Source organism: bacterium (genome assembly GCA_021371935.1).
GTDB lineage: Bacteria > Armatimonadota > UBA5829 > UBA5829 > UBA5829 > UBA5829.
In genome coordinates, this window is the sequence record JAJFVF010000009.1 from 196,215 (window position 1) to 209,426 (window position 13,212).

The 13,212-nt window shown below is 50.8% G+C and carries 17 protein-coding genes; 14 read left to right on the forward strand and 3 right to left on the reverse strand.

Annotated features, from left to right (window positions below):
* Positions 1–22: 22 nt before the first annotated feature.
* Positions 23–1,333, reverse strand: coding sequence for a TrpB-like pyridoxal phosphate-dependent enzyme (locus LLG46_07295; protein ID MCE5323105.1), 1,311 nt, complete (start codon positions 1,331–1,333; stop codon positions 23–25).
* Positions 1,334–1,558: 225 nt separating this feature from the next.
* Here LLG46_07295 and LLG46_07300 point away from each other — a divergent pair, with 225 nt between their 5' ends.
* On the forward strand, positions 1,559–1,732 hold the full coding sequence (locus tag LLG46_07300; GenBank protein ID MCE5323106.1) for a hypothetical protein: 174 nt from the start codon (positions 1,559–1,561) through the stop codon (positions 1,730–1,732).
* A gap of 73 nt (positions 1,733–1,805) precedes the next feature.
* On the opposite strand, the gene secG is transcribed toward LLG46_07300, so the two are convergent.
* Complete coding sequence (secG, locus tag LLG46_07305; protein ID MCE5323107.1) at positions 1,806–2,036, reverse strand: preprotein translocase subunit SecG; 231 nt, start codon at positions 2,034–2,036, stop codon at positions 1,806–1,808.
* 226 nt (positions 2,037–2,262) lie between these two features.
* On the opposite strand from secG, the gene LLG46_07310 reads away from it, so the two are divergent.
* Positions 2,263–3,642: a sigma-70 family RNA polymerase sigma factor gene (locus LLG46_07310; protein ID MCE5323108.1), complete on the forward strand. Its 1,380-nt coding sequence runs from the start codon at positions 2,263–2,265 to the stop codon at positions 3,640–3,642.
* Positions 3,643–3,780: 138 nt separating this feature from the next.
* On the opposite strand, the gene LLG46_07315 is transcribed toward LLG46_07310, so the two are convergent.
* Complete coding sequence (locus tag LLG46_07315; GenBank protein ID MCE5323109.1) at positions 3,781–4,362, reverse strand: PEP-CTERM sorting domain-containing protein; 582 nt, start codon at positions 4,360–4,362, stop codon at positions 3,781–3,783.
* Positions 4,363–4,568: 206 nt separating this feature from the next.
* Here LLG46_07315 and LLG46_07320 point away from each other — a divergent pair, with 206 nt between their 5' ends.
* The 12 genes from LLG46_07320 to csrA all read left to right on the forward strand — a co-directional run bounded on the left by LLG46_07320 (position 4,569) and on the right by csrA (position 13,159).
* A complete protein-coding gene (locus LLG46_07320) occupies positions 4,569–5,258 on the forward strand; it encodes a flagellar hook-basal body protein (GenBank protein ID MCE5323110.1) in 690 nt (229 codons plus the stop codon).
* A 47-nt stretch (positions 5,259–5,305) separates the two neighbouring features.
* A complete protein-coding gene (gene flgG / locus LLG46_07325) occupies positions 5,306–6,094 on the forward strand; it encodes a flagellar basal-body rod protein FlgG (GenBank protein MCE5323111.1) in 789 nt (262 codons plus the stop codon).
* A gap of 5 nt (positions 6,095–6,099) precedes the next feature.
* Entirely contained in the window at positions 6,100–7,071 is a 972-nt protein-coding gene (flgA, locus tag LLG46_07330) for a flagellar basal body P-ring formation chaperone FlgA (protein MCE5323112.1), read from the forward strand.
* Positions 7,072–7,158: 87 nt separating this feature from the next.
* Positions 7,159–7,734 (forward strand): flagellar basal body L-ring protein FlgH, encoded by a 576-nt coding sequence (locus LLG46_07335; GenBank protein MCE5323113.1) that lies wholly within the window; start codon positions 7,159–7,161, stop codon positions 7,732–7,734.
* A gap of 33 nt (positions 7,735–7,767) precedes the next feature.
* Positions 7,768–8,859, forward strand: a complete 1,092-nt coding sequence (locus tag LLG46_07340) for a flagellar basal body P-ring protein FlgI (GenBank protein ID MCE5323114.1) — start codon at positions 7,768–7,770, stop codon at positions 8,857–8,859.
* Positions 8,856–9,242 carry a rod-binding protein gene (locus tag LLG46_07345; protein ID MCE5323115.1) on the forward strand — a complete coding sequence of 129 codons (387 nt, stop codon included), beginning with the start codon at positions 8,856–8,858 and terminating at the stop codon, positions 9,240–9,242. The genes LLG46_07340 and LLG46_07345 overlap by 4 nt, the downstream gene beginning before the upstream one ends.
* Positions 9,217–9,504, forward strand: coding sequence for a flagellar biosynthesis anti-sigma factor FlgM (locus LLG46_07350; GenBank protein ID MCE5323116.1), 288 nt, complete (start codon positions 9,217–9,219; stop codon positions 9,502–9,504). The genes LLG46_07345 and LLG46_07350 overlap by 26 nt, the downstream gene beginning before the upstream one ends.
* Before the next feature lie 2 nt (positions 9,505–9,506).
* Positions 9,507–10,013: a flagellar export chaperone FlgN gene (gene flgN / locus LLG46_07355; protein MCE5323117.1), complete on the forward strand. Its 507-nt coding sequence runs from the start codon at positions 9,507–9,509 to the stop codon at positions 10,011–10,013.
* A 9-nt stretch (positions 10,014–10,022) separates the two neighbouring features.
* Complete coding sequence (flgK, locus tag LLG46_07360; GenBank protein MCE5323118.1) at positions 10,023–11,402, forward strand: flagellar hook-associated protein FlgK; 1,380 nt, start codon at positions 10,023–10,025, stop codon at positions 11,400–11,402.
* A gap of 116 nt (positions 11,403–11,518) precedes the next feature.
* A complete protein-coding gene (gene flgL, locus LLG46_07365; protein MCE5323119.1) occupies positions 11,519–12,430 on the forward strand; it encodes a flagellar hook-associated protein FlgL in 912 nt (303 codons plus the stop codon).
* 15 nt (positions 12,431–12,445) lie between these two features.
* Positions 12,446–12,904 (forward strand): flagellar assembly protein FliW, encoded by a 459-nt coding sequence (locus LLG46_07370; GenBank protein ID MCE5323120.1) that lies wholly within the window; start codon positions 12,446–12,448, stop codon positions 12,902–12,904.
* Between the two features lie 30 nt (positions 12,905–12,934).
* Positions 12,935–13,159 carry a carbon storage regulator CsrA gene (csrA, locus tag LLG46_07375; protein ID MCE5323121.1) on the forward strand — a complete coding sequence of 75 codons (225 nt, stop codon included), beginning with the start codon at positions 12,935–12,937 and terminating at the stop codon, positions 13,157–13,159.
* Positions 13,160–13,212 lie beyond the last annotated feature (53 nt).

Consider the following 13,212-nt stretch of genomic DNA (forward strand, 5'->3'; position numbering starts at 1 on the left):
ACGGTTGGCACAAGGCCTATCCTCAGCCGCAGTTGGCGGTGCTTTGGATCTTGTCATGGAAATAGTTATCATATGCTCCCAGGTCCAGGAAACCATGGCCGCTTAAATTGAAGAGGATCACTGTCTGTTTAGCGGCTTCCTTTGCCCGTTTTGCTTCATTTATGGCTTCGCATATGGCATGAGCAGATTCAGGCGCTGGAATAATGCCCTCGGTCCTGGCGAAGAGCACGGCTGCCTCGAACACATCCACCTGATCGAGCGCCACGGCATCGATCAAGCCTTTGTCCTTCAGCAGGCTCACCAAGGGAGCCATGCCATGATATCTGAGTCCTCCGGCATGGATTGCGGGCGGGATAAAGTCCGCGCCCAGCGAGTGCATCTTCAGTAGAGGCGTCATTTGAGCTGTGTCGCCGAAATCATATTTGTATGGTCCCTCGGTAAGGGTGGGACATGCTTTCGGTTCGACTGCAGTCGCTCTTATGTTTTTGCCTGCGATCTTATCGGCCATAAACGGAACCACGATCCCACCGAAATTGCTCCCGCCGCCCACGCATCCGATTACGACATCGGGATATACCCCAGCCAGTTCCATCTGTTTCTTTGATTCGAGCCCGATCACGCTCTGATGCAGGACTACATGGTTCAAAACACTGCCAAGTGAATACTTCACATCATCATGCGACAGAGTATCCTCAAGTGCCTCACTGATCGCGATACCGAGGCTGCCCGGGCAGTCCGGGTCCTTGACCAGGATTTGCCTGCCGAAACCGGTGTGCTCACTCGGACTGGGATATACATCGGCACCATAAACTTGCATCAGCGACTTGCGATACGGCTTTTGCATGAAGCTGCAGCGGACCATATACACAGTGCAGCCTATTCCGAAGAAGCTGCACGCCATAGAAAGTGCGCTTCCCCATTGCCCGGCTCCCGTCTCTGTGGCGATACGTTTTGTGCCTTCGAGTTTGTTGTAGTAAGCCTGAGCAATTGCCGTGTTGAGTTTATGGCTTCCGGCTGGGCTTGCTCCTTCATATTTATAGTATATCTTTGCCGGAGTGTCGAGTGCTTCTTCAAGAAATGTCGCTCTATAAATAGGCGACGGACGCCATAGAGCCAGCTTCTCAAGCACAGGTTTTGGGATGTCGATCCATCTTTGCGCACTCATCTCCTGTTCGATCACGCCCATTGGAAATATGGGAGCCAAGTCCTCAGGTTTACAGGGCTGGTTTGTGGCGGGATGCAGCGGCGGTGGAGTCTGATCAAGGTCTGCGGCGATATTATACCACTGCGTCGGCATATCTTTTTGCGAAAGGACGAACTGACGTTGCTCCATGATGGACCTCCGGTTCCAGAAGCTGGTAGGCATTCTTAATGCAAGATATGTAACTGCCAATCTACATTATATCCTGCAAATTATCCTTAAGCAAGTGTGAATATTTGTGAATATGAGTAATCTATGCATAATATTCACTTAATGTAATAAGCACGGCAGTGATATATTGCGCCAACTGAGGATTTTCGATAAGATCGCCGATAATGGATATGGAGGTTTACCGGCATGTGGATTGCAGTTCTTTCAGGATGGATAATCGGTAGTGTGGCACTATATGTGTATCTGGTCTCGACCGCGAAAGAGCCGGAGAATGAAGAGTGTTTTGACTGTTCGCTCACCGACTGCAGCCAGTGCCCGCATAAAGCTCAGTCCAATGAGCAGCTCAAACGTGCTGCTTGATAATTACCTCATAAAAAAACGCCCGCATCCTCACACGGATTGGCGGGCGATTTGTGTTTTTATGTAATAAATATCACTTAACTACATACATAACTATTGCGCTCAACACCATAAAACTTATAGCAGCCCACTTGGTGAGTTCTTCAAGTTTTTCTTCCATTCCCGGCTTTCCATGAAATGCAGATTCGGTCTTACCACCGATCGTGCCGCTCAGACCCTCGCTTTTTGTTGCCTGAGACATTACAATAGCTATAAGCGCGACAGCGCTGATTACTTGCAGAGCGATAAATATACCTTTCAACATTATGTTGATCCACCTCGGTTTTGTGGGTCGGACAAAAAATCCTCACCTTAACATTCAAAATCATATCAGATTGGAACGCAATGGTCAAGAGGGGAAGTATTTTTGAGAACCTCTTGGGATCAAACATCGTGCGCAATGCTGCGACTGAAAATATTTGTCTGCATGACAATGAAATCCACAATACAGGCAGCATCATTAATGATGGAACTTCAACAGGAGAGCCTGGATGATTGCTGATGAACAACTAATAGCCAGAGCACGGCGAGCGGACAGATCGGCTTTTGATGAATTGGTTCGTCGCCATTTTTCAATGGTCAGGCGCATCGCTCAAGGTTTTGCATCGATTGAAGAGGATGTCAATGACCTGGTCCAGGAAACATTCATCACAGCATATGATCGACTTCACCAACTGGATTCACCAGAGAAGTTTGTCGGTTGGCTTGCTGCAATTGCGCGCAATGAATGCCGGATGTGGCTGAGAAGACGTGTTTCACAGCCAATCATACTGGGGCTTGGTGAAGGAGATGAGGCAAACCATCCATATACGTCGGCTGCGGCCAGGCAGTCGCGTGAACTGATGCGGCGAAATGCAATCCGGGAGGCCATATTCGATGCCCTTGCGGTTCTCAATGATCAGCAGCAAAGCGTAGTCAGAATGCATTACCTCGAGGGATATGACTATCGCGAGACTGCCGAACTGTTGAGTGTTCCTATATCCGTGGTGCGGGGCCGGTTGGACCGCGCCAGAAATACTCTGAGAAAGGAACTCAAGGATATGATGGTTTCAGCCAACTCATGGAAACTGCAAAAGAAAGACATGGATACGATACGGCTTGCGGCGTCGTTTGTTCGTTTGGATCCGCCAAGTCCGATAAGCGCATTTTATTTTACGGGTGAAGGTAGCATTGTCTGCACTGACGGCTGCAGACTGCTGCACTATGGTTCTTCATCTATCGATATGACGCCAAATGTGCTGATGAATGCCGATCTGGCAAGAACACTTCGAGACAAGTATGCTGACGTGAATAAAGGCACGCTTTCATTTGGGGATGGTAAGGCCGGACTTCGGCTGTCCGATGGTGATGTGATAGAGACGCAATTACTTGACGGAGAATTTCCAAACTGGCGTCTCATAATTCCTCCAGAATGGCAACTGAGGATTCGCGCAAAGTCAGGGCACTGGCTCCAAGCGCTCGATCTGCTGAAGAAACAAAGAGATGGTGGTCTTATCGAGACGGATCCGGCATGGCCAAGCAGGCTGCTGATGGTGTTGTGTCCAGAGGACAGGAGGATCGTTTTACGACAGGGACAGGATCCGGTAGATTCCCAAAGCCTCGCAAGAGAGATAAGCGTATGGTTTCCGGCGGATTATTCTGCAGGTGGACCGGATACGATAATCGCCTTCAATGCGGACTATTTGCAGGAGGCCATTGCAATTTTGGGACTTGAGACTGAGCAGATTGTGGAGCTGTATATCAACCCACCCAATCCTATGCCCGGCCCAATATTGACGAAGCCTCTCGACTCAGAAGATGTATGGGTAATGACAATGCCTATGGCCGGGACAACTCATCGCTGTCCTGTGCCTGAGAAGACTGCAAGCTAGTCCGGATTATGCGCTTACCGCATAATTCGAGTCTCCAAGAACATTATTCACGTTTCTCGTGATAGGTATGCTGAAGTAAAAAGCCGGAGGTCATTGTGCCTCCGGCTGATCAAGAAAAACTTACTGATATTTCAGCATCTATTGCCGTTTCTTTAACATGAAACCGACAAGACCGATAAGCCCGGTCGAGAGCGCCAGCATGCTGGCAGGCTCCGGCACGACCGGCGACGGCCACATCATCAAGCCAAAGTTTGCCTGGCTTGCTGTGTTATCGGTGTAGACGGAAAAGGTCGCAACTTCTCCCGGAGCCAAAGGGTCCGAGTAAAAGTATAGGCTCATCTCAGCGCCTACAACGGTATTGTCGATGGTCCATGTTGTTGAACTCTGAGTGCTGATGGGATCATATCCCCAAACGCCCAGCGAGTCCTGCATACTCGAGTCAAGAAAACTCACCTGCGAGATATCACTGGAACCGCCGGGATATGCGAATATCTTGAAGTGAAAATCACCCCAAGCTTCGCTGCCCGTGTTCTTGACCGTTACAAACGCCCAACCCTTGAATGGTGCTGCATCTGCATGTTCAGCTTCGTAGCTTGCGCCAAGACCGTTCAATTCGATTGGGTTTTCTGCACTTCCGATTGTTACATCATCAGCCAGAACGGGGCCAACACACGCGACGAGGATCAGGCACATTGCCAACAAACCAAGTATCCTCATCATAAAATCTCCTTCCATCCATAACTACGTTACTTCATTGTTGGAAGAAAACACCACATCCGTGCCGCCGTCGCCAGTTGCTAAACGCAGCGGTCACTTTTTTGCAAATTACCACATGAGTTTATGTTTGTCAATGTCATTTTTGCCTGCCTCATAAAATCCGCTAAACCCGATGATGTGGACTGTCGATACGTCAATTGGAGAGAAAAATGATAAGAGCACTTTACACAGCAGCAAGCGGCCTGGTTGCTCAGGCGAACAAGCAGGATGTAATAGCAAACAATATCGCTAACGCCCAAAGCCCGGGTTTCAAACGCGAAAAGGTGGTCTCGTCGTCGTTTGCGCAGGAGCTTGGCAGCCAAATTGCCATGGCGGTTGATCGCGAACGCCCACCTTATCCTAACTCCAAAGTCGATTCGGTGATCGTGAGCACCACTTCCGCGCGTGATAACAGTCAGGGTCCGATCCGCGAGACCGGCAATTCATTCGACTTTGCGATAGATGGACCGGGTGCATTTGAAGTGAGCACGTCAAACGGGACAATGCTCACACGCGCCGGCAACTTCCGTCTGGACTCTGAGGGCGAACTATGCACTGCCGATGGGGCGAAAGTCCTTGGCGAAAACGGCACGATCGAGATACCTGACGGCAAACTGAGTGTGGCAGCCGACGGTGAAGTGAGTGTCGATGGGATGCCTATAGACAAGATAAAGATAGTCGGCGCGCAGGAAGACCAGACAAAACTGATGCAGGGCTGCATAGAGGGCGCAAATGTGAACATAGTCCGGGAAATGGTGGACATGATCACCAATGTCCGGGCTTTTGAAGCAAATCAGAAGGTGGTCTCCGCTGTTGACGGCACACTCAATAAGCTGATAAACAGCGCTGGGCAGACATAGTTCGCAGAAACAGAAACTGATTATTTGAAACATATGGAGGCATTTGAATGATCCGAGCTTTATATACAGCCGCCACCGGAATGGCTGCTCAACAGACCAATCTGGATATCACGGCGAACAATCTGGCCAACGTCAATACGACCGGTTTCAAGAAGACCAGGGCAGATTTTCAGGATTTATTATATCAGACTATCCGGACCGCCGGTGCGTCGCAGGCACAGGGTGTGCAGGTTCCCACAGGAATTCAAGTGGGCTTGGGAACACGGCTGGCTGCCACAGAGAAAATCTTCACCCAGGGTGACTATAAGGAGACCGATAACGATCTGGACGTCATGATCGAAGGTGACGGTTTCTTCCAAGTGATGCTGCCGTCTGGTGAGACTGCATATACCAGAGACGGCTCGTTTAAGATGGACAGCGACGGTAAGCTGGTCACATCCGACGGCTATGCTGTTCAGCCCGAGATCACGATTCCTTCTGAGGCGGAAGATATCACCATCGGTGAGGACGGAACAGTCACAGTCACGGTTACCGGCCAGACGGACCCGCAGCAGATAGGCCAGATTCAGATTGCCAAGTTTTTGAACCCTGCCGGCTTAAGCAGCATAGGTAAGAACCTGTATTCTGCGACGGACGCATCAGGTGAAGCAGCAACAGCCACGCCCGGAGAGGACGGCACGGGTACACTCAGCCAGGGAATGGTGGAGGTGTCCAATGTCAGCGTCGTCGACGAGATGGTCAATATGATCGAGGCTCAGAGAGCCTATGAGGTCAATTCCAAGAGCATACAGACATCTGATGACATGCTCAGCATCGCGAACAATCTGAAGGGATAATTGCAATGAAGCGCGCGGCTATAGCCTTCCTGACAATATATATGATTTTGGGCATGTGTGCAGCGGCTGATTCCGCTGTGGCTAAAGTGATATTGCAGCCCGAGTCACAGGTGCAGCCCGCACGTTCGGTCAAGATCGGGGACATTGCGCGCATAGAGGCTCCGCAAAAACTTGCGAAGCGCATAGGCGAGATAGTCGTGGCTACAGGTCCTTTGCCGGGCAAGAGCAAGAGTATCGATGCGAAGTATATAAAGCTGAGACTCAAGTCGGCTAACCTGAAGAGTGAGGTTGATCTGGTCGGTCCAGATACTGTTGATATCGTCGGCAAATGCGTCAGGATCAGCTCTGAGGATCTAGCCGAGCAGGCGAAAGCATATGTTATGGAGCGGCTCTGCACGGATGATATTACATACGATGTCATCGTGGAGCGCGCACCGAGGCAGATCGTGATCGCCCAGGCTGAGAATGTCGAGGTCAGGCCGAGGTTGATGAGCAGCAGTCTTCGACCGGGAGCAAACACGGTTGTGCTCGAAATCATGTCAAATGGCAAGACTGCAGCCACCACAAGCGTTGCGCTTACGGTGAAGGCCGTTGCCGAGGTGCTGATAGCGACAAAGTTGATAAGTCAGGGTGAGGCGCTCATGCCATCAAATACATCCTGGGAGAAGAGAGACATAACAACAGTTCGGGATGCAGTCATACGTGACGGCGATCATGAAAGCAAGGAATGGATCGCCCGGCGCACCATTCAACTCGGCTGCGTCATTACATCGCAGTCGATCGAGCTTCCGCCGGATGTGAAGCGGGGCGATACTGTGAACCTGACCGTGAAATGCGGCAATGTGATGCTTCACACTACCGCACAGGTCAAAGAAGACGGCAGGAAGGGCGACACCATACGGGTAATGTCGGCTGTCTCGCAGGGCGAGGTTCGGGCGCAGGTTGTGGAGCCGGGTCTGGTGGAGATAGTCAGATAGTCTGCATTATTCACGAGGGGCGTGAATAATGCTCGTGGAGCCCCGGATTTATGCAGAAAGCGCATAATCCGGGAAAGAGAGGTTATTATGAGCAGATATATAACAGTTCTTGCACTTATATTGGTTTTGGGAGCGTCGGCATGCGCCGAGTCATTGTGGCAGCCGGAGTCGGCAAAATCGCAATATGCGGACAAGCGCGCATCCAAGGTTGGGGATATCGTGACCGTGCTCATCGTGGAGACAGCCACATCCAGCCAGTCGGCTTCCACTAATGCAAAAAAGGATTCATCTCTGAGCACTGACGGCGGTACTGGCACTCTGCTCAAGAACATACCTGCCATCAGCTACAGCGGCGGTGACAGTGTGAAGGCTTCCGGCAACACCACTCGGACAAGTACGTTCACCACAACTATGACTGCCACGATCACCAAAATACTGGATAACGGCAATTTTCAGATAGAGGGCAGCCGGTTTGTGCAGACGAACGCCGAGAAGGAAGAGGTAAAGCTGTCGGGAGTGATTAGGCAGCAGGACATAACAACCGACAATACGGTATCTTCCACGTGCATTGCCGATGCGAAGATTACCCATGTCGGCAGCGGCGCCATCAGCAGCAGGCAAAGAGAAGGCATTATCAGCAAGATTTTCAAGATACTTTTTTAGTCGAGAGTTGAGGGTTGAGAGTTGAGAGTCAATTTGAGACAAATCATAATATCGATGCTTCTGCTCGCCGTTGCAGCCGGTTCGGCGCAGGCACAGGTCAGGTTGAAAGATATCGCGAGCGTCGAAGGTGTGCGAGGCAACCAGCTTGTCGGATACGGCATAGTTGTCGGCCTTGAGGGCACCGGTGACAGCCAGCAGTCCAAGTTTACGATTCAGACAGTGGCAAATATGCTTGAGAGTTACGGGATAACCGTGTCAGCGGACAAGCTGAAGCTAAAGAACGTGGCGGCGGTGATGATAACAGCCGAGCTTCCCGCTTTTGCGAGGGAAGGCAGCACTATTGACGTGGTTGTGTCATCGCTGGGCGATGCGCGTTCTCTGCAGGGCGGCACACTCCTCCAGGCTCCTCTCAAGGCTGCCAATGGCGAAGTGTATGCCGTTGCCCAGGGACCCGTGTCGATTGGTGGGTTCAATGCAGGCGGAGGTGGAGACTCGGTCTCCAAAAACCATGCCACAGTCGGCAGGATTCCCAGCGGCGCGATTGTTGAAGAGGAGACAAAAACGCAGCTGACTGAGCAGGATAAGCTCAATGTAATGCTCAACCAGAATGATTTCACCACGGCTTGCCGAGCAGCCAGCGCAATAAATGACTGCATAGGCGGTCTTTATGCGGAAGCGGTGGACGGCAATGTGATATCAGTCAAGCTGCCGGTGGAGTATAGAGACAACCCCGTGCCGCTGATCGCCAAGCTGGAGTCGGTCGAGTTGACTACGGATACGTCGGCCAAGGTGATAGTAAATGAGCGCACCGGGACCATCATAATCGGCGGACAGGTTAGACTTTTGCCTGTAGCGATATCTCATGGCGCGCTGACGGTGAAGATTTCGTCCGACGTGACCGTTTCCCAGCCGAATCCTATGGCAAAGGGCAAGACTGTCGTGACCAAAAACAAGGATATCGACGTCAGTGAACCGCCGAGCCATCTGGTCGAGATCGATGGATCGAGCATAGAGGAACTGGTCAGGGCACTTAACGCTTTGAAGGTGACTCCCAGGGACCTGATAGCTATTCTTCAGGCGGTTAAAGAAGCAGGCGCTCTGCAGGCACAGTTGGAGGTCATATGATGACTGTTCAAGGCGTAGCCAGCAGTCTGCAGGAGTTATGCGGTTCTGAAACTGCATCCGCGAAGACGAGCAGTGCTCAGAGTGCTGGCAGTTCCGAGGATAAGAAACTCAGGAAAGCATGTAAGGATTTCGAGTCGATATTTCTTGGCTATATGCTCAAATCGATGCGCAAGACGGTTGAAAAGAGCGAACTGTTTGGTTCGAGCCAGGAAGAAGAGATCTATCAGGGCATGATGGACGAAGAAATTTGTAAATCTGCCGCCGAGAGCAACTCGATAGGGATCGCGGATACTCTCTATAGTCAATTGAGTTCGCAAATCAATATATCAAATAATAATGCATCACGAGGTGAGGACCATGATACTGCCAATCAACAGCGCTGACAGCGCGCTGGGCGTTCACCTGAACAAGATATACAAAACACAGTCGACCGAGGCTGCAGCAAAGGCGGGCGCATGTGATGTCGTGACGATATCACAGTTCTCGTCGCTGGTGGAACAGGCAAGGTCTGCCGCTATGAGTGGACCGGACATCAGAGCAGATATCGTCGAGCAAGCGAAAGCCGCACTTACCGAAGGAAATCTCGCTGACAGTGAGGACATAGCTTCTTCGCTGATCAACCGTGCGGTGGAAGGACAGGTGTAGATATGTCATCCGGCAAAGAACTTGGCGAAGCGTTGGCAGGCTGCCTGAAAGAGGTAAGCTCACTGCTTGGCCATGCAAATATGATAGCACTCAAACAGCGCGATGCGCTGACTGCAAATAATGCTGAGGACATAGTTCTCACATGCACAGCAAATGAAGAGATACTCCGCAGGATAAGCGAAGCGGATCGAAGGGCTGCTGCGGTGGCTGCCGAGCTTGCCGTGTCAGCAGGGCTGGACCCGGACAATTCCGATCAAAAGTCACTTGCTATGGCTGCAGGCATAACATATTGCACTGCAATAGAGGCTGAGATGCAGTCGATATCTGCTCTTGCCGGCAAGCTGAGAAGAGCAAATGAGGTAAATAACAAGCTGCTCAGAAACGGCATGGAAATAATCACCGAGTGTCTGCGGACGATTGCGGACGACCGTGGACCTGCTCCATATTCAAAAGATGCGCATTTCCAACCCTGTCAGCCGCTCACTCTCAGTCTGGACTTGCGTGTATAGGACAAGCATATGGCTAGCACTTTTTTCGGTATCAGCGTAGCTCAATCAGGCCTGACTGCGCAAAAACGCGCGATGGAGGTCTTGTCGTATAACATCGCCAATGCAAACGACCCTACCTATAAACGTCAAAAGGTCGTTATGGTGGAAGGCCAGGTTCTGGCGACATCTCAGGAGGCCTCTTCCGTCGGCAGTTCCGGGATCGGAAGCGGCACACAGACCGGCGATGTCGAACGCGTTGTGGATGCGCTGGTCGAAAACCGACTCAGAGAAACAACCACAAACAGCGCGGAATGGGACTATATGGCGAGCACTTTGAGTGGGTTGGAGTCGATAATGAACGAGCCAAGCGACTCCTCCCTGGAGACCGATCTCGACACGTTTTGGAATTCCTGGTCTACTGTCGCCAACAGCGCCGACGATACTTCCGTCAGGAGCGCACTGCTTGAAGATGCGACATCGTTGTGTGAAAGGATTCAGTACGTATACGGTCAGATGTCCGATATGGTCGACGACTTGAACCTGGAGGCGGAGGACATAGTCGATCAGATCAATCTGATGGCGAAGGAGATCGGAGCGCTGAACAACCAGATCGGCGCCATGTCATCCAATAATGAGCCGGTCAATGACCTTTTGAATACTCGTGACGCGCTGGTAAGCGAGTTGGCCGGATACGTAGATGTCACTGTCAGCGGCGAAGGCAGCGGAGACCTTGTGATATCAATCGCCGGCAGAGTGCTTGTGCAGGGTAGTGAAGTCAACACGCTTACCACCGTGACCGGGTCGAATGGGGAATCGAGCATCGTTTGGGAAGACGGACTTGATCCGGTGGCAGTAACGGGTGGTGAACTTAAGGCCGTTACAGACTTGCGAGACACTGTTATTCCTGGGTATATGTCGCAGTTGGATGACATAGCAGCCGAACTGGTTTCATCGGTCAATGCGCTGCATCAGACAGGACTCACTCTGGATGGCAGCGCAGGGGGAGATTTCTTTAAGGCCGGCACGACGGCGGCAAATATATGTCTTGACGAGAGTATTGTAGGCAAGCCGGATCTCATTGCAGCCAGTTCCAGCACAAATTTCGGTAAAAGCAATGGTAACATCGCGCAGGCAATAGCTGATCTTAAGGATGCTGAAGGTACTTCGATCAATGAGATGTATGAAACGTTGGTCGGAAATATCGGCAGCGCATCGGCGGCAGCCCAGACTCAATCGGAAGCATACGCTTTGTCACTCGAACAGCTTACAACACAACAGCAGTCTGTATCGGGTGTTTCGCTTGATGAGGAGCTTACGAACATGATCAAGTTCCAGCAGGCATACAATGCCGCTTCCAGAGTGCTTACGGTTATGAATGATATGCTTGACGTGCTGATGCAGACCGGCTAACCCGGATTATGCGCTTACCGCATAATCCGGCTCTCTGAGAGCATTATTCATTTTTCTCGTGAATAATGCGCGCTAGACATGCAATTCACTTTGGAGCTTAATCCGGAGGTAAAACTATGAGGACATCACTGAGTCAACAGATACAAAATGCTCTTATTTATACAAACGATGCCAGTCAGGCTTTGATCGAGGCTCAGAGGCAGGCCGTCAGTGGAAAGCGCATAAATAGCCCTTCCGACGACGTTCCTGGAACAAGTAAAGCAATGAGTTTGCGATCTGCTATAAGTACAACGGAACAATATGCCGATAATGTCAGCGTAAACCAACCGCTGTTGGAAACAACGGACAGTACATTGCAGTCGTTGGTGGACATTGTCCAGTCTATAAGAGATATTGCCGTTGATGCCGCAGAGACGGACATGGCAGACACTGAAAGCACATTCATATCTGAGTTGGAGAGTTCTCTGAGCCAACTGGTGGACCTGGCGAATACGAAGCATGCCGATCAATATATATTCAGCGGAACTGCCAGCGATACACAGACCATAACCCAGGCAGCTGATGGGACGTATGTGTATGACGGAAACGACGGCATCAGAACGACAAAGGTGCAGTCCTGGGTTAGTCTGCAGGTAAATATACCGGGCAGCACAGTCTTCAATTTTGACGGCAGCGCCGGAGCAGGCTCGACCGATTTGTTTACGATGGTCACTCAGCTTGAAGATGCAATAAAGTCGGGCAATGTTACCAGCATCAGTGATCAGCTGGACAATATTGATGCAAACCTGAACAACCTGCTTTCCTGTGAAGCGCAAGTCGGTTCTTGGGAAGCCAGAATTGAGAATGCATCGTCGACATTGGAGGAGACTCAGGATAGGCTTGAGACAATGTTATCGGATGTGGAAGACATAGACCTTGCGGAAGCGGTAGTCAATCTAAAGACTCAAGAAAACGTTTACCAGACGGCTCTGTCTGTCACATCACAGATTATGGATATATCTTTGGCAAGTCTAAATTACCTGTCTTAGGGAGGATGGTAACAGATGAAAGTTGATACGACCAGATTCGGAATACTTGATGTTGATGAAAGTTCCGTAATCAACATGCCGCGAGGTCCTCTGGGTTTTGAGGAGATGACCAGGTTCATTACGATCCAGCATCGTCCAGACACGGAGTTTCGATGGCTGCAGTGTGTTGATGAACCGTCACTGGCATTTGTGGTAGTCGACCCATCGGTGTTTGTGGAGAACTATGACATCGAGATATCGGATGCAGAAGCCGAAATGCTCCATCTTACTAATGAAGGGGACGCATTTGTTCTTGCGATCGTGACAATAAGCAACGGCGGCCGCATGATTACATTGAATCTTGCAGCACCGGTAGTTGTGAACTCAAAGACAATGACGGGTATGCAGGTTATCTTGCAGGACAACCGCTATTCCGTCAGACACCAGCTCACGGAAGTTGTGTCGGAGACGAAAGCTACTGTCAAGGCGGCATAGTTTTCCAGCGAGTGAAAGGATGCACTCATCATGCTTGTACTGGCAAGAAAAATCGGTCAATCGATCGTTATCAATGATAATGTTGAAGTCCTGGTAATTGAGGTGCGTGGAGACCAGGTGCGTCTGGGCATTGACGCTCCCAGGGCTATTCCTGTACACCGCAAGGAACTGCTGGAGCAGATCAAGGCGGAGAACGTACAAGCTTCCTCCATCAATCCGGAAGCTGTGTCCAAAGCCATAGGCGAATTGGATTAGCATTAGCTTCATCAGATCCAGGTGTCTGTTTCCATTTTTGCCCTACCAAAGTG

Excerpts from the sequence above, each read along its gene's own strand:
- LLG46_07295 (MCE5323105.1), bottom strand. The coding sequence starts at position 1,333 with ATGGAGCAACGTCAGTTCGTCCTTTCGCAAAAAGATATGCCGACGCAG.
- LLG46_07300 (MCE5323106.1), top strand. The coding sequence starts at position 1,559 with ATGTGGATTGCAGTTCTTTCAGGATGGATAATCGGTAGTGTGGCACTA.
- secG (MCE5323107.1), bottom strand. The coding sequence starts at position 2,036 with ATGTTGAAAGGTATATTTATCGCTCTGCAAGTAATCAGCGCTGTCGCG.
- LLG46_07310 (MCE5323108.1), top strand. The coding sequence starts at position 2,263 with ATGATTGCTGATGAACAACTAATAGCCAGAGCACGGCGAGCGGACAGA.
- LLG46_07315 (MCE5323109.1), bottom strand. The coding sequence starts at position 4,362 with ATGATGAGGATACTTGGTTTGTTGGCAATGTGCCTGATCCTCGTCGCG.
- LLG46_07320 (MCE5323110.1), top strand. The coding sequence starts at position 4,569 with ATGATAAGAGCACTTTACACAGCAGCAAGCGGCCTGGTTGCTCAGGCG.
- flgG (MCE5323111.1), top strand. The coding sequence starts at position 5,306 with ATGATCCGAGCTTTATATACAGCCGCCACCGGAATGGCTGCTCAACAG.
- flgA (MCE5323112.1), top strand. The coding sequence starts at position 6,100 with ATGAAGCGCGCGGCTATAGCCTTCCTGACAATATATATGATTTTGGGC.
- LLG46_07335 (MCE5323113.1), top strand. The coding sequence starts at position 7,159 with ATGAGCAGATATATAACAGTTCTTGCACTTATATTGGTTTTGGGAGCG.
- LLG46_07345 (MCE5323115.1), top strand. The coding sequence starts at position 8,856 with ATGATGACTGTTCAAGGCGTAGCCAGCAGTCTGCAGGAGTTATGCGGT.
- LLG46_07350 (MCE5323116.1), top strand. The coding sequence starts at position 9,217 with ATGATACTGCCAATCAACAGCGCTGACAGCGCGCTGGGCGTTCACCTG.
- flgN (MCE5323117.1), top strand. The coding sequence starts at position 9,507 with ATGTCATCCGGCAAAGAACTTGGCGAAGCGTTGGCAGGCTGCCTGAAA.
- flgK (MCE5323118.1), top strand. The coding sequence starts at position 10,023 with ATGGCTAGCACTTTTTTCGGTATCAGCGTAGCTCAATCAGGCCTGACT.
- flgL (MCE5323119.1), top strand. The coding sequence starts at position 11,519 with ATGAGGACATCACTGAGTCAACAGATACAAAATGCTCTTATTTATACA.
- LLG46_07370 (MCE5323120.1), top strand. The coding sequence starts at position 12,446 with ATGAAAGTTGATACGACCAGATTCGGAATACTTGATGTTGATGAAAGT.
- csrA (MCE5323121.1), top strand. The coding sequence starts at position 12,935 with ATGCTTGTACTGGCAAGAAAAATCGGTCAATCGATCGTTATCAATGAT.